The sequence below is a fragment of the Pseudodesulfovibrio sp. lm2024 genome, assembly GCF_051175575.1.
Taxonomy (GTDB): domain Bacteria; phylum Desulfobacterota; class Desulfovibrionia; order Desulfovibrionales; family Desulfovibrionaceae; genus Pseudodesulfovibrio; species Pseudodesulfovibrio caledoniensis.
The window spans coordinates 3014274-3033185 of the sequence record NZ_CP195092.1; the positions used below are offsets into that span (position 1 = coordinate 3014274).

Annotated in this window: 17 protein-coding genes; 7 read left to right on the top strand and 10 right to left on the bottom strand. The window is 63.9% G+C overall.

Annotation, left to right across the window (positions count from 1 at the left end; all coding sequences use genetic code 11):
- Positions 1 to 18: 18 nt before the first annotated feature.
- The gene (nifH, locus tag ACR42D_RS14140) at positions 19 to 849 is read right to left on the bottom strand and encodes a nitrogenase iron protein (RefSeq protein WP_484567432.1); all 831 of its coding nucleotides are present in this window, start codon (positions 847 to 849) and stop codon (positions 19 to 21) included.
- 324 nt (positions 850 to 1173) lie between these two features.
- On the opposite strand from nifH, the gene ACR42D_RS14145 reads away from it, so the two are divergent.
- The 4 genes from ACR42D_RS14145 to ACR42D_RS14160 are packed head-to-tail and all read left to right on the top strand — an operon-like array spanning position 1174 to position 3997.
- Positions 1174 to 2268: a LeuA family protein gene (locus ACR42D_RS14145; RefSeq protein ID WP_484567433.1), complete on the top strand. Its 1095-nt coding sequence runs from the start codon at positions 1174 to 1176 to the stop codon at positions 2266 to 2268.
- An 8-nt stretch (positions 2269 to 2276) separates the two neighbouring features.
- Complete coding sequence (locus tag ACR42D_RS14150; protein ID WP_484567434.1) at positions 2277 to 2405, top strand: hypothetical protein; 129 nt, start codon at positions 2277 to 2279, stop codon at positions 2403 to 2405.
- Between the two features lie 7 nt (positions 2406 to 2412).
- The gene (modB, locus tag ACR42D_RS14155) at positions 2413 to 3171 is read left to right on the top strand and encodes a molybdate ABC transporter permease subunit (RefSeq protein WP_484567435.1); all 759 of its coding nucleotides are present in this window, start codon (positions 2413 to 2415) and stop codon (positions 3169 to 3171) included.
- Positions 3143 to 3997, top strand: coding sequence for a hypothetical protein (locus tag ACR42D_RS14160; RefSeq protein ID WP_484567436.1), 855 nt, complete (start codon positions 3143 to 3145; stop codon positions 3995 to 3997). The genes modB and ACR42D_RS14160 overlap by 29 nt, the downstream gene beginning before the upstream one ends.
- Before the next feature lie 6 nt (positions 3998 to 4003).
- On the opposite strand, the gene ACR42D_RS14165 is transcribed toward ACR42D_RS14160, so the two are convergent.
- Genes ACR42D_RS14165 through ACR42D_RS14185 form a run of 5 tightly spaced genes read right to left on the bottom strand, consistent with a single transcriptional unit; the run spans position 4004 to position 10940 of the window.
- Entirely contained in the window at positions 4004 to 5065 is a 1062-nt protein-coding gene (locus tag ACR42D_RS14165; protein ID WP_484567437.1) for a phosphatase domain-containing putative toxin, read from the bottom strand.
- A complete protein-coding gene (locus ACR42D_RS14170) occupies positions 5058 to 7511 on the bottom strand; it encodes a PEP/pyruvate-binding domain-containing protein (RefSeq protein ID WP_484567438.1) in 2454 nt (817 codons plus the stop codon). Before ACR42D_RS14170 ends, ACR42D_RS14165 begins: the two co-directional genes overlap by 8 nt.
- A gap of 54 nt (positions 7512 to 7565) precedes the next feature.
- Positions 7566 to 7931, bottom strand: a complete 366-nt coding sequence (locus ACR42D_RS14175) for a response regulator (RefSeq protein ID WP_484567439.1) — start codon at positions 7929 to 7931, stop codon at positions 7566 to 7568.
- 3 nt (positions 7932 to 7934) lie between these two features.
- Entirely contained in the window at positions 7935 to 9995 is a 2061-nt protein-coding gene (locus ACR42D_RS14180; protein ID WP_484567440.1) for an ATP-binding protein, read from the bottom strand.
- A gap of 6 nt (positions 9996 to 10001) precedes the next feature.
- Positions 10002 to 10940 (bottom strand): phosphate/phosphite/phosphonate ABC transporter substrate-binding protein, encoded by a 939-nt coding sequence (locus ACR42D_RS14185; protein WP_484567441.1) that lies wholly within the window; start codon positions 10938 to 10940, stop codon positions 10002 to 10004.
- Between the two features lie 167 nt (positions 10941 to 11107).
- Here ACR42D_RS14185 and ACR42D_RS14190 point away from each other — a divergent pair, with 167 nt between their 5' ends.
- Positions 11108 to 11620 carry a PH domain-containing protein gene (locus tag ACR42D_RS14190; protein ID WP_484567442.1) on the top strand — a complete coding sequence of 171 codons (513 nt, stop codon included), beginning with the start codon at positions 11108 to 11110 and terminating at the stop codon, positions 11618 to 11620.
- A 69-nt stretch (positions 11621 to 11689) separates the two neighbouring features.
- Here the strand turns inward: ACR42D_RS14190 and ACR42D_RS14195 are convergent, their stop codons facing one another.
- The 3 genes from ACR42D_RS14195 to ACR42D_RS14205 form a co-directional block, all read right to left on the bottom strand.
- A complete protein-coding gene (locus ACR42D_RS14195) occupies positions 11690 to 12346 on the bottom strand; it encodes a hypothetical protein (RefSeq protein WP_484567443.1) in 657 nt (218 codons plus the stop codon).
- A gap of 78 nt (positions 12347 to 12424) precedes the next feature.
- Positions 12425 to 13552, bottom strand: coding sequence for a sulfite exporter TauE/SafE family protein (locus ACR42D_RS14200; protein ID WP_484567444.1), 1128 nt, complete (start codon positions 13550 to 13552; stop codon positions 12425 to 12427).
- 84 nt (positions 13553 to 13636) lie between these two features.
- Positions 13637 to 14086: a 4Fe-4S dicluster domain-containing protein gene (locus ACR42D_RS14205; RefSeq protein WP_484567445.1), complete on the bottom strand. Its 450-nt coding sequence runs from the start codon at positions 14084 to 14086 to the stop codon at positions 13637 to 13639.
- Positions 14087 to 14359: 273 nt separating this feature from the next.
- Between ACR42D_RS14205 and ACR42D_RS14210 the strand changes: the two genes are divergently transcribed.
- A complete protein-coding gene (locus tag ACR42D_RS14210; protein WP_484567446.1) occupies positions 14360 to 16447 on the top strand; it encodes a molybdopterin-containing oxidoreductase family protein in 2088 nt (695 codons plus the stop codon).
- Positions 16448 to 16923: 476 nt separating this feature from the next.
- Here ACR42D_RS14210 and ACR42D_RS14215 read toward each other — a convergent pair whose 3' ends face one another.
- Positions 16924 to 18282, bottom strand: coding sequence for a phosphomannomutase/phosphoglucomutase (locus ACR42D_RS14215; protein WP_484567447.1), 1359 nt, complete (start codon positions 18280 to 18282; stop codon positions 16924 to 16926).
- Between the two features lie 270 nt (positions 18283 to 18552).
- Here ACR42D_RS14215 and ACR42D_RS14220 point away from each other — a divergent pair, with 270 nt between their 5' ends.
- Positions 18553 to 18903 carry an ArsR/SmtB family transcription factor gene (locus tag ACR42D_RS14220; RefSeq protein ID WP_484567448.1) on the top strand — a complete coding sequence of 117 codons (351 nt, stop codon included), beginning with the start codon at positions 18553 to 18555 and terminating at the stop codon, positions 18901 to 18903.
- Positions 18904 to 18912 lie beyond the last annotated feature (9 nt).

Below are 18912 nucleotides of genomic sequence, written 5' to 3' on the forward strand. Positions count from 1 at the left end.
CGAAATGTGAGGGGAGAACTAGGCGGCTTCCATGATGCCGTAGTCCATGAGTAGCTGTTCCAGGTCTTCGATCTCGAGCGGGGTCGGGATGGTGAACATCTCGTTCTCGTCGATGGCCTTGGCCAGACCTCGGTACTCGTTGGCCTGGGGCACGGTGCCGTCCCATTCGATGACGGTCTTGCGGTTGATCTCGGCGCGCTGGACGTCGTTGTCGCGGGGCACGAAGTAGATCATCTGGGTGCCCAGCTTGGCGGCCAGCTCGGTGATCAGGTCGGCCTCGCGGTCGGTGTTGCGGGAGTTGCAGATCAGGCCGCCCAGACGGACGCCGCCGGATTCCGCGTACTTCATGATGCCCTTGCAGATGTTGTTGGCCGCGTACATGGCCATCATCTCGCCGGAGCAGACGATGTAGATCTCCTGGGCCTTGCCGTCGCGGATGGGCATGGCGAATCCGCCGCAGACAACGTCGCCGAGGACGTCGTAGAAGGCGTAGTCCAGACCCTCGGACTCCTCGTAGGCGCCGAGCGACTCGAGCATGTTGATGGAAGTGATGATGCCGCGACCGGCACAGCCGACACCCGGTTCCGGGCCGCCGGACTCGACACACCAGGTGCCGCCGAAGCCGGGCTTGCGGATATCCTCGAGTTCCACGTCCTCGCCTTCTTCGCGAAGGGTGTCGAGCACGGACTTCTGCGCCAGGCCGCCGAGCAGCAGACGGGTGGAGTCGGCCTTGGGGTCGCAACCGACGACCATGACCTTGCGGCCCATCTCGGCCAGACCGGCGACAGTGTTCTGCGTGGTGGTGGACTTTCCGATTCCGCCCTTTCCGTAAATTGCTACTTTCCTCATGATTTCTCCTCCATGGGTTTGTTTGCGTCGATGAAGCCCTTAAGGCAAACGCCGTGCCAAATCACCTACACAGTGTTAACAACCTGCAATAAAAGGAAAAACCAAGATTCCTACAGCGGTGTAGCCTCCTACAAAAAGTGTAGGTTCACACCAAACACGCAGACACAAGTGTTGCAACCTACAAAAACGTAGGCAAATCACTCTCTTTTTCGTAAATTATTTAGTATTATAATATCAACATGTTAGATTCATTTTTAGAATTGGCATCCTTCCTGCTCATGGAGAGGCAGCATCACCCGCAACAATAAGAAGAGGACAAACCACATGCTGATCGACACCACACTCAGAGAAGGCGCACAGCTCTTCGGGGCCTACTTCTCCATGGAGGCGCGGGAGAGAATCGTGTCCGGCCTCCTGAGTATAGGAGTGGACGAGATCGAGTTGGGCTGGGTGGGACAGGAAGGACTGGACGAGCTCATACGGAGGATAGGCAAGCGGCGCGGCCGCACCGCCCTGTCCGTGTGGTCTCCCTGCCGCGACGCGGACATCCGCAAGGCCGCCGGTCTTGGGGTCGACCGCATCAACATCGGCGTGCCCGTGTCCGATCTGCACATCGAAAACCGACTCGGGACCGACCGCGAGGGGCTGCTGGAACGCCTGGCCCGAACCGTTCTCGCGGCCGGGCTCCTGGGCTTGGAATACGTGTCCGTCGGCCTGGAGGATGTCTCCAGGGCCGACCTGGACTTCGCCCTCAAGGCGGCCGGACTGGCGCAGGACGTGGGCGCGTCCCGCGTGCGCCTGTCCGACTCCCTGGGGCTGCTGACCCCGCCCGCGACCACGGCGCTGGTCGCAACCTTCAAGAAGGAACTGGACATCGACCTGGCCGTGCACTGCCACGACGACTTCGGCATGGCCACGGGCAACGCGGTCACCGCCCTTTCCTGCGGCGCGGACTACGCCGACGTCAGCCTGCTCGGCATCGGCGAACGGTCCGGCATCGCGGCCACCGAGGAACTGGCCGCCTACCTGACACTCAAGGAGAAAAGCCATGCATACAAGATTGAAGACCTTCGCGGCCTCTGCCATTTCGTTTCTCAAGCTGCCGGGGTGCCGATTCCCCGAACCAAGGCGATCGCGGGCAAGGACATTTTCGCTTGCGAGTCCGGCCTTCACGCGCACGCCCTCAGCAAGTCGCCTGAGCTTTTCGAGCCCTTCGATCCCGGCCGCATCGGCGCGGACCGGATGGTCGCGATTGGCGGAAAAAGTGGGCGAGCGGCGGTCGCCAGCGCCCTTGCGGACAACGGCCTCGATCTTCCGGAACAGGGCCTCCCGGCCCTTGTCGATGAAGTAAGAAAACTGGCCTGGGAGCTGGAACGCCCCCTGACCCGCAGCGAACTCTCGAAACTCGTCAAGAACTAGGAGGTCCCGTGTTCAAGAAGCTTCTGTACGTCTGCCTGTGGCTCTGCGTCCTGTCCGGCACCGCCTCCACGGCCACGCCCCCGGCTGCGGCTCCGGCCCTAGCGGCGTCCGTGTTCGTGACAACCGTCACCCCCTAGAAGCGGCATGGACTTCACGGCGCTGACCATAACCGGCAAGCTGGCCCTGGCGGTCACGCCCCTGCTGCTCTGCCTGTGCATGCCCCTGGCCTACTGGCTGGCCGTGTCGTGCATGCCGGGCAAGCGGTACGTGGAGGCGGCCTGCAACCTGCCCATGGTCCTGCCGCCCACGGTGCTGGGCTTCGGCCTGCTCATGATCATGAGCCCCAGCGCGCCCCTGGGCGCGGCCTGGGAGTCGCTGTTCGGCTTCCCCCTGCCCTTCTCCTTTTCCGGGCTCGTTGTCGGCTCCCTGATCTATAGCCTGCCCTTCGGGGTGCTGCCCATGCGCGCGGCCTTCGAGAAGATCGATCCGGGCATCGTCGAGGCGGCCCGCTGCTCGGGCATGACCCACGTCCAGGCCTTTTACCACGTCATCCTGCCTAACGCCATGGGCGGGCTCACGGCCTCGGCCGCGCTGATCTTCGCGCACACCGTGGGCGAGTTCGGCGTGGCGTTGATGCTCGGCGGGTCCATACCGGGCGAGACCAAGGTCGCCTCCATCGCCATCTTCGAGCACACCGAGTCCCTGGAATACGGCCAGGCGGGCCTGCTCTCCCTGGCCCTGCTGATCATCAGCTACGCGACATTGCTTTTCATCGGACGCCACGGCCTGGCCGGACGCCCCGCACCCTCACGGATTCCGGACGGCTGCCGCTCCCGGCGCCGCCCCGCCTTCCAAGACTCCAGGAGAGGTTATCATGCAGACCATATCCACGCAGTACGGTGAGTTGATTCCCCAGCACACGTCCGACGATTTGCGCAAACGGGAGATTCTGCCCGTGGAGTACCACGACTCGGGCGGGCTCAAGTCCGTGCCCCTGGAGATCCAGACGGTCATCGCCACCCCGGCGGGCGACATCCCGGCCGAGCTGATCTCCTTCCACGAAAACGGGACCATCAACCGCATCTTTCCGTTGAACGGCAAGCTGTCCGGCTACTGGAGCCAGGACGACGAGGCCGCGTTGGCCAAGCCGCTCACCCTGACCACGCCCATCGGCCCCATCCGGGTCAAGGCCATGAGCGTCAGCTTCTACGACGACCGCAGCCTACGCAGCCTGACCCTGTGGCCGGGCGAGACCCTGTCCGTGCCCACCCCGGCCGGGCCCATCGAGGCGCGCATCGGGGTCAGCTTCACCCGCGACGGCAAGGTCCGTTCCCTGGAACCGGCCAAGCCCACCTCCGTGCCCACCCGGGCGGGCGAGATGACCGCGTACGACCCGGACGCCGTGGGCGTGAACGGGGACGCCAATTCGCTGGTGTTCGACGAGGAAGGGAAGGTCTGCCGGGTGATCACCACCCTGACCAAGCTGACCGTGGTGCACCCGGACGGGCACACCCATTGCCATATCCCGGAGAACCGGGAGAGCCTGTGCAGCGAGGCGGAACAGGAGGTGGTGCCCATGATCGTGACCTTCACCAAGGACGCGGTCAGCGTGTCCACCGACCCGGACCTACCGCCCACGACCCTGCCCGGGGAGGGACACGTCTTCTTTGCCGAGCCCTACCTGCCGCAGCTGGCCAACCCCTTTGTGGAGCTGCACTGCTCGGTCTAGGCCGGGCTATTCCAGCCCCTGTTGCATCATGAACCGGAAGATGGTCTCCACGAACTTGCCGGAGACCACGTCCGGCAGGGCGAAGCGCGGCATGTCGCCGGACGCCATGGAGCTGGTGTAGGCGAACCATATCTCCGCTGAAATCTTGTTCAGGGCCGGGTTGATCATGGTCCCCCACAGCCCCGCGTCGTCCTGGTCCAGGCCGAAGGCGCGACACTGGATGGGCCGGTGCTCGAAGAGCAGGCACTTGTCGTTCTCGAGCAGGGGGCATACGGCCCCGGCCTCGGACAGGCAGTATTCCCCGTCCTTGCCCACCGCCAGGTCCCTGGCCGCCTTGCGTTCGGCCTGGGCCGTGGCCACGGCCCGCTCGATGACCTTGAGGCGCTCCTCGCCGGACAATTTCTGGTTGATGCGGTGGGAGATGTACACGGCCTCGGCCAGGGTCAGGGAGACCGGGGTGGTGCAGCACTGGCTATGGTCCAGGCCGCAAGCCAGCCCCTCGGTGGCCTGGCCGCTCTCGTCCACCCGCGCGACCAACTCCGAATAATCGTTGAAAAACGGCGACAGGTCCACCAGCCGCTTGAACTCCAGGGACGGCTCGCGCACGGTCAGCTGGCCGGACTGCTTGCCGTATTTGCGGATGGTCCGCCACTGGACGAAATTGGCGGGCTTGCTCTTGAGCTTCTTGAGCGCCTTGCCCGCCAGCTTGTGGCCCAGGCCGCGCCGCAGCAGGTAGGCGTTGAGCACCGTGCCCGTCCGCCCGATGCCGTGGCGGCAGTGGATGAGCACCTTCTTGCCCAGGTAGATGGCTTCGTCCAGCCAGGCCAGGGTCTTTTCCAGCTCGATCAGACCCGGGGCCTCCTCATCCTCCAGCGGCAGGTAGTGGACCTCGAAGCCCGCGTCCTTCTCGATGTCGTGCAGGTCGCAGAACTCGCCGCACAGGTTGAGGATGGCGTCCACGCCCTGGGCGCGGATGGCCTCCAGCTGCGGATAGCTCATGGGCGCGCTGCCCACGCCGAGCTGATCCGTGACCCAGGTGACCTTGTAGGCGGCGGTCTTGTCAGCCATCGCGCGACTCCGCATCAATGATGAACCGCTCGACCTCGGCCGCGACCTGCTCCTCGTTGTCCATGCGCATGTCCATGAGCCGGGTCACGGCCATGAGGTAGCCCAAGCGCATGAGCAGCCGCCGGGTGTCGTTCTCGGGCAGCCGGGAGCACTTGGCGTCGATCATGTCGCCGCGCGTGGCGGTCTCGAACCCGTAGCGCTCCAGGACCCGGCGGATGAACTCCAGCCGGAGCAGCCGCTGGTCGAATCCGGCCCCGCCGCCCTTGAAGCGGAAATTGATGTAGTTGGCCCCCTGCTCGGGCCCGCAGATGGAGTCCACCACCGAGAAGTGGTAGCCGAAGCGGACCATCAGGTGCAGGTAGTCCTCGGAGATCAGCCCGTAGCTGGCCAGCAGCTTGGAGTCGAAGCTGAAGATGCCGCCCGAGACCTTGTCGAACTCCTCCCAGTCCATGGCCGTCAGCCGCGAGGGCCATTTGACCCGGTCGTCGGCCAATCCGTACCACAGGGCCCACATGGGGCGGCACTTGATGTCCTGGGGCGAGACGGTCCTGCCCTCGCCCGCGTTGGCGAAGAAGCCGCCGCCCAGGTCCAGGACGTACATGACCAGGGGCAGGCTGGTCTCCAGCCGCTTGGCCGAGTGCATGCCCCGCCCCTTCTTGTCCATGACCGCGAACATCTCGTTCACGGATTTCTCGTGGCAGAAGCGGATAACGTCGTGCAGGGACTTGCAGCCCATGGGGGTGAAGTCCTCACTTTGGGGATCGGTCAGGTTCAGGCGCACGGTCAGGGGCGCGACCTTGGCGTACTGCTCGACCACCCGCGCGGAGACCTGCTGTCCTTCGCGGGCCCGGGTCATGATCTCCTGCACGCAGCCGTCGTAGATGGCCCCGTTCGTGCCGTCCACGGTGACCAGCTGGCCCTGTTCGAGCTTGGCGTCCACGTCGCCGACCACCACGGGCACGCCGGATTCGCGGGCCACGGAGGCGAAATGGCTGGCCCGGCTGCCCGTGGCCGCGATGACCCCGTTCATCTTGCCGATGAAGGTCAAAAGCGACGGCTTGAGGCTCGGGGTGACGACCACGGCCCCCTCGGGAATCTGGGCGATGCGCTCGCCCGTGGAGGCGAAATACACGGTCCCGCAGCCCGCGCCGGTGGAGGCGCGCTCCAGCCCCTCGGCGATGGGTTGCAGCGATATGGGCAACGGCTCCTGGGCGGCCAGGGCCTCCTCGCGCTCCTCCTGCAGGGGCCGGGTCTGAAGGATGTACAGTTCCCCGGTGACGTCCTCGGCCCACTCGATGTCCTGGGGCCGCCCGAAGGCCTCCTCCAACCGCATGGCCAGCTGCCCGAGCCGGACCAGGGACTCCTCCGAGGGCAGGCCGCCCGTATCCGGGGTGCAGTCCGCGTCCAGGCGCGGGGTCGCCTCGCGGGTCAGCACGGCCTTGTCCGGGGAGGTGGAGCCGTCTACCAGCCCGTGGCCCAGGCCGCGCACGCCGTACACGCCCATGGCCTCGCGCCCCCGGCAGTCCGGGTCGCGGGTGTAGAGCACGCCCGCCGTGTCCGCGTCGATCATGGGGATGACCAGCACGGCCATGGCCGTCTCGCTGTCGGTCAACCCGTTGGAGATGCGGTAGGCCACGGCGCGCGGGCAGTACTTGCCCGCCAGGACCCGCTTGTACGCCTCGAGCACGTCGTTGGGCTGGACGTTCAGCTCCGAGGCGTACTGCCCGGCAAAGGATATCTCGCCGTCCTCGGCCAGGGCGCTGGAGCGGACCGCGATGAGGTCGTCGCCGTCGATGATCTCGGACACGCCGTAGCGGATGCCCCGGGCGATCTCCTCGGGCACGTCGGCGGCCAGGATGAGCTCCTGCATCTCGGCGGTCAGCCGGGCCAGCAGGTCGCGGTCGCCCACGACCATCTGCCGCAGCCGTTTTTCGATCTCCTCGCCCAGCCCGTTGAAGTCGATGAAATAGTTGAAGGCGTTGGCCGTGACCACGAAGCCGGGCGGCACCGGGATGCCGTCCAGGGACTTGGCCCGGCCCAGATTGGACGCCTTGCCGCCCGCAAGCCTGGGCAGGGCCCCGGCCTCCTCCAGGGAGAGGATGTACGGCGGGCCCACCTCGGGCTGTTCGAGCTCGAGCGCCATGTGCACGTAGAAGTCGATCTTGCGGAAGTATTCGGGCAGGTCCATGTACCGGGTCGGGTTCATCTCCACCAGCTGCCCGGCCATGGTGGACACGGCCGAGGACAATCGGTTGGTCATCCAGAGCGCGCGCTGGCGGTCGGCCAGCCGCTTGCCGTAGAACATCTCCTCCAGGTCGGCGACCAGTTCCAGAGCCACGGCGTCGTGGGCCAGCAGGGACTTGAACGCTTCGTACTTGCGCCGCAGCAGGGTGCCGGGAGCGAAGACCTGATAGGTCCAGTGCCTGAAGAGCTGTTTGAGATACATGGATCGTCCTTGGCTTTACGGTGTGGTTCGCGGCCCGCGGGCCTACGCCCTGTCCTAGTCGCCGCTTTCGAGGACCTCGGCCACCTTGGCCTCAAGCTCCTCCTTGTTGATCGGCTTGACGCAGTACTCCTGGGCCCCGAGCCGGAGCGAGTCGCGGGCGGTCTCCAGGGTGGGATAACCGGTCAGCATGATCGCCTTCATGTCCGGGTTGACCTTCTTGAGTTCCTCGAGGGCCTCCACGCCGGTCATCTTCTTGAGCTTGATGTCCAGTATGGCCAGGTCCATCCTGGTCCCGGCCGCGTGTTTCAGGGCGTCTTCCTCTTCGGTGAAGTTCCACACCTTGTGCCCCTTGCGTTCCAGGATGCGCTTGACCAGCATGCCTGCGTCGCTGATATCGTCGAGTACCAGTATATTCGCCATGATCTACTCCTTTTCCGGTTCCCCGCCATCGGCCTGATGGTCCAGGGGGAGGTTCACTTCAAAGACCGTTCCACCGCCCTCGGTCCCCTTCTTGGCGTCGGGGAACCCGAACTCGTCCGGGACCGGGCTCTCGGCGCGGATGTCGCCGCCGTGGTCCTCGATGATCCCGAAGGACACGGACAGCCCGAGACCGGTGCCTTTGTCCACGGCCTTGGTGCTGTAGAACGGATCGAAAATCTTCTTGAGCGCGTCCTCGGCGATGCCCGAGCCGCTGTCGGCCACCCACAGGGAGACGATGCCGCCCGGGGTGTCCAGCCGGGTGCGGATGAGGATGGTCCCGCCCTGGCCCGCCATGGCGTCGCGCGCGTTGGTCAGCAGGTTGATCCAGACCTGCTTGAGCTTCTCCGGGTCGCCGTAGATGATCGGGTAGCGGTCGTCGAGCTGGGTGACGATCTCCACCTTGTCGAGCTCAAGCGTATGGCGCACCAGGGAAACCGCCTCCATGACCGAGTTGTTGAAGCACATCTCGCGCTTGGCCGACTGGGTCTGGCGGGAAAAGCCGAGCAGGTCGGCCACGATCTTCTTGCAGACCTGGGTCTGCTTCTCGATGATGGCCAGGTCCTGGTGGATCTGGCCGCCCTCCTCCACGTCCTCCTGGAGGAGCTGGGCATAGCCCAGGATGATGCCCAGCGGGGTGTTGATCTCGTGGGCCACGCCGCCGGCCAGAAGGCCCAGGGACTCCATTTTCTGGGCCTGGATGAGCTGGTTCTCGTAGCGCTTGATGTCCGAGATGTCGCGGTCGGTCCGCAGCAGCCCGTCGATGCGCCCCTCGTCGTTGAAGACCGGCACGCAGACCACGTGGAACCAGTGCTCGCCGCCGCCCGCCTCGACCATCAGCTGGGTGTCCAGCCTGCGCCCGGACTGGAGGATGTCGCGGGCGGCCATGTGGCGCTCCTCGGCCTCGGCCTCTGGGAAGAGGTCGAAGTCGGTCTTGCCCTCGATCTCGGCCAGGGACATGCCCACGGACTCGGCGAAGCTCTTGTTGCAGCCCCGGTAGCGCATGGTCGAGTCCACCAGGGAGACGCGGTCCGGAGAGACGTCCAGGATGGTCCTGGTCAGCCGCTGCTGGTCGCGCAGGTTGCGCTCGGCCTCGCGCAGCTCCTCGATGTGGGTCTTCAGCGACAGGGCCATGACGTCGAAGGTCTCGGCCAGATCCTGGATCTCGTCGCCCGCGTTCTCGCGGTAGACCACGCACCGGCGGCAGGACTCCAGCCTGCACTGAAAATTGCCCTCGTTGTTGCAGTCCGGACACATGGTCCCGGCGATGTACCAGCACCGCCGCCTCGTCTCGCCGTAGGCCGGGCACTGGGTGGTGCCGCACTCCTGCTTTTCCCAGCAGTGGATGCCCCACGTGGGACCGGAGGTGATGTCCAGGTTGCCGGTCAGCATCTCCTCGGCGTGGGAGCGCAGCCGCCCCAGCCGGGCGGTGACGCGCCGGGCGAAGACCGTGCCCAGCGAGGTGGCCAGGATCAGCGCACCGGTGAACAGCCCGGCCATGAGAGTCAGCTGGCGCTGCACGGCCATCTGGATGCGCGCCTGGGACAGGCCGATGCGCACGGTCCCGAGCCGCCCGTCCGAGACCAGGACCGGGGCCGCGAAGTCGTAGATGCGCCGCGAGCCGTCGGCCAGCAGCTGGATGTGCAGGGACTCGCCCGAGGCCGCACTGTTCGCCTTGATGAGGTCCACCGGGAATCCCTTCTGGAAGGTGTGGACCAGGACGAAGCCGCTCTTGTCCTGGATGAAGGCGTAAATCACGTCCTCCACCGTGGACTGCTTGTCGACCATGTTCTTGAGCCGCAGGAAGTCGCGGGCGAGCATGGGGTCCACGGCGCGCACGGACAATCCTTCGGCCAGGGCCGAGCCGCGCTTCTTGCTCTCCTCCACCAGGGAGTTGGCGCTCATGGTCCCGACCAGCGGCAGCAGAAGCACGGCCATGCCCACGAGGATGGCGGACATGCCCAGGTTGAGCTTGGTGCGGAACTTGAGGCGGGGGAAAATACGCATGAGCGGTTACCGGTTCAGGTCCAGTTTTTCGGCCAGCTCCCTGACCGGATCGTAGTCGAGATCGCGTGCCGGAATGATGCCCTTCATGCCGGCGGCGGACAGGATGGCCCGGTGCTCGGGGGTGTCCACGTCCAGGGCGAACATGGCCCGGGCAATGGCGTCCACCACGGCCGGGTCGAGCCCCTTGCGGGCCGCGTAGACCCAGCCGGGAAAGGCGCGGGTCTCGGCCAGGACCCGGATGGAGCCGAGGTCGATCTTGTTCTTGACCACGTCCAGGGTGCCCTTGCGGATGGTGCCGATGTCGTACACGCCCGCGTGCACGGCCAAGACGACCTTCTCCTGCTTGCCGCCCGGACCGGGCGCGAAGTCCACGGTCTCGAAGTCGGAGTGGCGGATGCCGTGATCATAGAAAAGCCCCAGAGGAAAAAGATAGCCGCCCGCCGAGTTCGGGTCCACCGCGATCCACCGCTTGCCCCGGCAGTCGCTGATGGTGTTGATGGCCGCGTTGTCCGCGCGGGAGATGATCTGCCCACGGAAGTAAGGTTCGCCCGAGGGCTCGATGACCCGCGCGAACGCCTGGGCCCCGGCCTTGGCCAGGCGCACGTAGACGAACGGGTTGGAATAGGAGATGTCGATCTCCCCGCGCTCGACCATCTTGACGTGCTCCTCGAAGGTGTCGGGGAATATCTGCCTGAGCGGCAGACCCGTGGCCTTGCGCAGGTACTCTATCAGCCTGCGGTGACGCTGGTAGGAGATGGTGTGGGAGTACTGCGGCAGGTAGGCGTAGGTGATGGCCTCGTCCATGCGGGGGGCCACCAGGTCCTCGCGCTTGGACAGGTCCACCTTGACCGGCTTCTCGTCCGAGCACCCCGTTACGAGGACCACGGGCACGAGGAGCGTGAACAGGACCATCCAGGTCGTCATGTGGATTTTCAACGTTTTCATCATCGAATCATCGGTTTCGGACGCTCCCTGCGCCCCGTTTCGGACGTGCCTGGAAACAGTACAGAAATTCAGGACGCATTCCAACAAGTCTTATCCCTTGGCAACTCGCTCCCAAGTCAGTATGAAAGGAGGCCAGCACACGGGCGTGCCCAAGCAAGGAGACGTACATGACGACTATTTTCAAGATCCCCATGAGCAAGACCGTGCTCACCTTCTTCCTCCTGATCGTGGCCGTTGTCGCCGCAGCCGTGGCCTGGAGCTTCAACTCCGGCCTGAACTGGACCGCCATCTGCCTCATCGCCGTGGCCGGGCCGCTGTCCATGTTCTACTGGTACATGCTCTACATCACGCCCAAGCGGGCCACGGTCACCGTGGCGGACGAAGGCGTCCTGCTGTCCGCCCCGCCGTTCGCCTCGGCGGTCATCCCCTGGGCCTCGGTGGTCAAGACCTTCCGCGTGGACCTGAAAAAGGACGCAGACTTCAAGTTCACCAAGACCAGGAAGTTCATGACCTTCGGCGCCTACAGGTCCGGCGTGGTCGAGATCGGGGACGGCCTGGAGACGGTCGTGGTCACCAACCGCTCGGACGTGCTCTGCATACAGACCGAGGACCGGTATTACCTGATCGGCCCCTCGGACCTCCCCGGCTTCCTGGAGGCCGTGGAAAAGGCCGCTCCCTAGACCGGCCCGGCCGGACATATCAAAGAACAAAGCCGCCCCATGGGGCGGCTTTTCCTTTTTTCGAAATCGCTAGGACCCTTCGGGGACCGGCTTGCTCTCCATGAGCCCGGGCTTGGACTTGGCCCGCTCCTTTCTCTGCATGTATGCCTGCTTGTCCTCTTCGCTGAGCAGGTCCGTGAACTCCAGCATCTCGTCGCCGGCCTCGTTGTCCTTGACCTTCTGGCGGATGGTCTTGAAGACCGGCAGCCACGGCTTGGCCAGGCTGAACAGGTAACGGACCAGGATGTAGACCGGGATGAACACGAAGGCCGGGCCCACCGAGCCGAGGAACGGCACGGTGAAGTCCACATGGCCGAAGCGGTAGAACAGCCAGCCGATGCCGAACGGGACCACCCACAGGGACGATGCGAACAGCGCGATGCGGGCGAAGAAGTTCTTGCCGAAGGCGTCGTTGGCGATGGAGTTGCAGGCCTTCCACGCGGCCTTGTTCTTGGCGCCCAGCGCCTTGACCGACAGATTGTGGTGGTCGACCATGTCGCGGTTGATGGTCCTGAAATGCTTCTTGTTGGTGAAATAGACCCCGGCCATGCACAACTCGCCGATGACGGTTGCCACAAGGGAGACCCAGATCAGGCCGATGGCGAAGCCCACGTAGGCGTTGCCTGTGGTGCGGAAGGCCCAGATCATCCAGGGGTCGAGAAATTCGTATACGATTTGGCCGGTCATGTTCTTTCCTGTCAGAGGTTGGTTATGGGGGCCGCCCGAAACGGGCGGCCCCTCTTTCTTGCTGTCAGTCCGCGCGACTTAGAAGGGCGGGACGACGGAGTAGCCCAGGAAGCCCTTGGTGGTGTAGCGGATACCAACGTACAGAGCCAGGACGATGAAGATGTACTTCAGGACCTTGTCCGGGATGAACTTGGAGGTCTTGGGTCCGACGATGGAGCCGATGACGATGCCGACGAGTTCGGCGCCGATCAGGCCCCAGGCCACCGGAGTCTGCTTGAGCAGCATGTAGGAGGCGATGGAGTTGGCCATGCCGATGAGGACCGCCAGGGCGGAGGTACCGGCGACCAGGTACATGGGCAGACCAGCCACGGAGGTCAGGAACGGCACCAGCAGGAAGCCGCCGCCGACACCCAGGAAGGAGGCCAGGGCCGCGATGCAGAAACCGCCGACCACGGGGATCAGGGGATTGAACTTGAACTCGACGCCGAAGAAGGTGAATTCGCAGATGGTCGGGGTGAACTTCTGGACCTTCACGCCCATCTCGGCCATGTCGACGGTGCCGCCCTGCTGCTGTTCCTTGACGGACTTCTGGAAGGCCTCGGCGGCCTTCTTGGCGGCCTGCTTGCCGGCCTGACCCTTCGGGGTGGTCTGGTAGAACAGGTAGCAGCCCAGGAACAGGACGAACAGACCGAAGTAGCCCAGGTAGGCCTTCAGGCTGATCTTACCGGCGGTCAGCCAGGGCACGAGCCAGGAACCGGCCACGGAACCGATGGCCAGGGCGATGCCCAGGGGCAGCACAAGGCGACCGGCCTTGTAGTAGTTGAAGGAGGACAGGGCGGCGGAACAACCGACCAGCCACTGGTTGGACACGCGGATGGAGTCGGTGACGACCTTGTTCATCTTGGAGCCCTTGCCGAAAGAGCTGGCGTAGTCGCCCAGGCCATAGATGGTGATGTGACCGACACCGGCCATGATGCCGCCGAAGGCGCCGACGGTGGAGAAGATCCAGCCTACCCAGATCGCCCACAGGAAACCGATGATGATGTTCAGTTGCGGGCCGCCGGGGATGCCCATGTAGCCGGGCTCACCGGTGGGTTTGGCCTCGGCGATGGCGTCGGCCAGACGATCGGCCAGGGCGGGCTGAGCCATGAGGCAGACAGCCGCAACCAGAGCCAGCATCAGGAGAGTTTTCTTGGAACGTAACACAGTTACCTCCTCCTCATAATGAATGTTAAAAGGACCCCAAAATGTCACTCCGCGTCCCCCAAGGCCGCGAAGTTGGTACCTAGACTATTCCGGCCGCACGAAGCTCAGGGCGTTCGCCGTGCAGCCTACAACGCAGGCAGGGGTGCCGCCGGCATCGACCCTGTCCACGCAGAAATCACACTTCATGATCTTGCCGGTGGCGTCGTTGAACACCGGCACGGTCCACGGACAGGCGTCGATACAGCTCTTGCAGCCGTCGCACTTGTCCAGGTCGACCAACACCAGCCCGTCCTCGCGCTTGTACATGGCCCCGGTGGGACACGCGCTCACGCACTCGGGCTTCTTGCAATGCCGACAGTTGGTATACTTCAGCTTTGCCGAAGGCTTGCCGTCCTCGTCGGCCACGGGCCCCTCCGCCTCCAGGCGGTTGAGGGAAAGCCCGGCGGGCACCTTGTTCTTCACCTTGCAGTGAACCAGACAGGCGTTGCACGCAATGCATCGCTTCTTGTCAAATTTCATTCTGTAACCAGCCATTTTCCACCTCTGCAGACTTGGATTTGGGCGCGCAGTCTTGTTTGTAGTCCAGGAACTGAAGAAAAATCCGCACTTGGTCAACAACCACCCCTCTTGTGAGAAATTTCTCAATCAAAAGAGATCATAACCCGAATTTTTCCTCGAATGGAAGAAAAATCATGTTATAGATTTCACATGCCGGGTATGTATTGCCCACGGTGGATAGCCACGCATAAGGTCCATCATAATTCAAAGAGCGCGCAGAATTCATCACTGTCTGTACAGGAGGAGTGTATGGGTAAGGAATTGGTTAAGAGCATATGCGGCATGTGCTCTGTACGATGTCCTATCGAGGTCGAAGTGGTCGACGGCAGAGCGGAGTATATCCAGGGTAATCCCGATGCCCCCGGCATCATGGGCTCCCTGTGTCCGCGCGGCGCTGCCGGTACGGCCCTGACCTACGATGAGGACCGCCCGCAGTACCCCATGGTGCGCACGGGCAAACGCGGCGAAGGAAAATGGAAGCGTGTGTCGTGGGACGAGGCCCTGGATTACGTGGCCGACGAACTGACCCGCATCCAGGACACCTACGGCAAGAATTCGGTCCTGTTCTCGGACCGCGGCGGACCGTTCCGCGACTTTTACCGCGCCTTTCTGCGCGGCATCGGCACGGCCAACTACAACAACCACGATTCCGCCTGCGCGCGCAACGTGCAGAACGCGGCCCTGTCCGTGTTCGGCTTCGGCCGCAAGGGCGTGTCCTACGATCTGAAGAACGCCAAGCACGTGGTGCTCCAGCAGCGCAACATGCTCGAGGCCATCAACGTGGCCGAGGTGAACAACCTGTTCGCGGGCCTCGAGAAAGGCGGCAAGCTGACGGTCATCGACATCCGGGCCAACGTCCCGGCCACCAAGGCCGACAACTTCTTCATGGTCCGGCCCGGCACCGACTACGCCTTCAACCTGGCGGTCATCAACGTCCTTATTAATAATGAACTGTACGACAAGCAGTTCGTGGCCGACTGGGTCGAGGACTTCGACAAGCTCGTCGAGTTCGTCAAGCCCTACACCCCGGAGTGGGCCGAGGCCGAGACCGGCGTGCCCGCGGCGAGCCTGATCGACTTCTGCAACCAGCTGGCGGAGGCCGCGCCGAGCGTGATCTGGCATCCGGGCTGGATGACGGCGCGCTACTCCGACTCCTTCTACATGACCCGGACCATCTACATCATCAACGCGCTGCTCGGGGCCATCGGCGCCAAGGGCGGCCTGCCGTTCATGAACAAGCCGGGCGACGTGGGCGCCAAGGGGCTGAAGAGCTTCATGGAGCTCTATCCCAAGCCCGAGGGCCAGCGCGCGGACGGTATCGGCTGGATGGAAGGCCGCAAGCACTTCGACGCGGGCCCGGGCTTGGTCCATCTGGCCTACGAGGCCGCGGTGGAGGAAAAGCCCTACCCGATCAAGGCGTATATCGCCCAACGCCACGACCCGCTCATGGCCTTCCCGGACAAGGACGACGTCATGGCCAAGTGGAAGGACATCGAACTGCTCGTGGCCGTGACCTTCTCCTGGTCCGACACCGCCTGGAACGCGGACGTGGTCCTGCCCATCTCCCCGTATCTCGAACGGGACGAGATCCTGATGACCAAGAACGGCCCCAAGCCCTGCTTCCAGGTGCGCAAGCGCGCCATCGAGCCGGTCTACGACACCAAGGCCATCTGGGAAATCTACGCGGGCCTGTCCAAGCGCATGGGCCTCAAGGAACTGGACTACACCAACATCGAGGACATCTGGAAGTTCCAGCTCGAAGGCACCGGCGTGTCCATCGAGGACTTCGAGAAGACGGGCATCGTGTCCCTGGCCTCCGATCCGCTGTACAAGCCGGTGAAAGAGGGCTCCTTCAAGACCCCGTCCGGCAAGGTCCAGATCATCGACGCCAAGCTCGAGGGCGACGGCCTGCCGTCGCTCAAGCCCTACGAGGCCCCGGAGCGGGTGCCGGACGGCAAGTTCCGCATCACCTTCGGCCGCTGCGCCCTGCACACCCAGGGCCACACCGTGAACAACTCCCTGCTCTTCGAGCAGATGCCCGAGAACGTGTTGTGGATCAACACCAAGCGCGCCGAGGCGCTGGGCATCGCGCAGGACGAATACGTGACCGTGGCCAGCAACGGCTACAAGGCCAAGATCAAGGCGTTTGTCACGGACTTCGTCCACCCCGAAGCGGTCTTCATGATCCACGGTTTCGGCCACGACCTGCCGTGCGAGTCCCGCGCCAAGGGCATGGGCGCCGCCGACAACATGCTCATGCCCAAGGGCATCGACAAGTGGGACCGGGGCGGCGGAGCCATCGCCATGCAGGAGCACTTTGTCTCCGTATCCAAATAAACCTACCACACCCCCATAATATGAAAAGGTCGGCACCTATGGTGCCGGCCTTTTCTAGTTAAGCGGCTTCCGATAGCGGGCCATCTACACATTTTTTCCGGCCGGGCCAATCCTCACGTAGACGGCTACGCTGCGGTTGCCCCGGCCGGAAGAAAATGCACAGCTGATCCACTCTCGAAAGCCTTGTGCTAACGCGATAAATGAGCCGCTGTCGGGTGTTGCGCACCCGAATCGCTCCATTAAGAGAAAGGCAGGACCTTCGCCTCATTTTTGAGTAGAAGGCTTTTTTAGCGACCAGCCCCGCGAAGCGGCGATAAGAAGTTTAGGAAAGGATGGGGATGGGGGTCCGGGGGAAGGGGAAGGAAAAGCCCTTTTCAAAGGGTTTTCCTTCCCCTTTCCCCGGCCGCCGGAGGCGACAATCAAAAGGGCGCGGACCTGATGATCCGCGCCCTTTTTAGTGATGTAGATTGATACGCCTAGCCTTCGGCGATCCAGGCTTTGAGTTTTTCTTCGAACATGGACCGGATTTCGTCGAGGCGTTCCGGGGTTTCGGCTTCGAAGCGCAGGACGAGGACGGGCTGGGTGTTGGAGGCGCGGATGAGGCCCCAGCCGTCTGGGAACACCGCGCGCACGCCGTCGATGTCGATGGCGTCGAACTTGGAGCTGAAGTATTCCACGGCCTTGCCGACCACGCGCTCCTTCATGCTCTCGGGGCAGTCCACGCGGATCTCCGGGGTGGACCAGGTCTTGGGCCAGTTGAGCTGCTCGCTCATGGGCTTGTCGGACCGGGACAGAATCTCGACCATGCGCAGCGCTGCGTAGGTGGCGTCGTCGAACCCGTAGTAGCGGTCGGCGAAGAACATGTGGCCGGACATCTCGCCCGCAAACTTGGCGCCGATCTCGCGCATGCGCGCCTTGATCAGGGAGTGGCCGGTCTTCCACATGACCGCGTCACCGCCATGGGCGCGGATATCGTCGTACATGAGGTGCGAGCATTTGACCTCGCCGATGATGGACGCGCCCGGGAAGGCCTTGAGGATGTCGCGGGCGTAGATGGCCACCAGCTGGTCGCCGAAGAGCAGCTCGCCCTTTTCCGTGACCACGCCGATGCGGTCGCCGTCGCCGTCCAGGCCGATGCCGATATCCGCCTTCTCCCTGAGCACGGCCTGTTGCAGGGCGACCATGTTCTTCTCCACCACCGGGTCGGGGTGATGGTTGGGGAAATCACCGTCCGGCTCGCAGAAGATGCGCACCACCTCGGCCCCGGCCTTTTCCAAGGCGTCGGCCGTGAGCGTCCCGCCCGTGCCGTTGCCGCCGTCCACCACGACCTTGACGGACTTGGCGAAGGTCACGTCCCCGGACAACTCGTCCACGTACTTGCCGAGCATGTCCTCGTGCCGCGAAGAGCCCTGTCCTTGGGGGAAAGCGCCCTTGTCCATGAGCTCGAAGACGTCCTGAATCTCGTCGGAGTGGATGGTGCTGATCCCCTGCCATACCTTGAACCCGTTGTATTCCGACGGGTTGTGGCTGGCGGTGATCATCACGCCCGCGGACTCGCCGAGCTTGGTCACGGACCAGTAGAAGGCCGGGGAGGAGACCTGGCCGATGGTGATGACGTCCACGCCCGTGCCGTTCAGGCCGCGCGTCAGGGCCTTGGCGTAGCCGGGCGAGGAATGGCGGCAGTCATGGCCGACCACGGCGGTCTTGGAGCCGCGCTCCAGAAAATACTGGCCGCAGGCCCGGCCGAGCCGCTCGACCCATTCCTCGTCGAAATCCCTGTCCACCACGCCGCGAATGTCATAGGTTCTGAACACTTCCCGCGAGATAGGCTTCATGTGTATTCCTCCCTGCCCGTATGCCGGGCGATAGGTCTTTTCGTACTTTGGTTCCGGCCACCGGGCCGGTGTGTCATTGCGTCATTCGCCGGGGTCCGTCGCCGGGGAGTCATCCCCCGGGCCGCCGGTTTCCACCGGCGCGCACCCCGACACATGACACTGTATACAGACATTTCAGCGGAAATTCCACCGGACTGTTACACATGCCCGGCGTGAAATCGTCACGCAATTGCCATTGACATATCCGCATAAGCGGATATTTATCAATCCATGGAACAACTCGCACTGCGATTCAAGGGGCTCAGCGAGCCCACCCGGCTCAGGGTCCTGCGGCTGCTCGACCACGGAGAACTGTGCGTCTGCGATCTGATGGCCGCCCTGAACATGCCCCAGTCCACGGTCTCCCGGCACATGTCCTTTCTGCGCAACGGAGGCTGGGTGAACAGCCGCCGCAAGGGCAAGTGGGTCTATTACACCCTGGCCACGCCCGGTGACGCGATCCAGTCCGAGGTTCTCGGGATACTGAGAAAACGGCTGCCGGACCAGGAACAGGCGAGGCGGGACCATGAACGGCTCATGACCCACCTGGCGAACAAAACCGAAGAAACCTGCTCGAACTAGGCAAAGGAA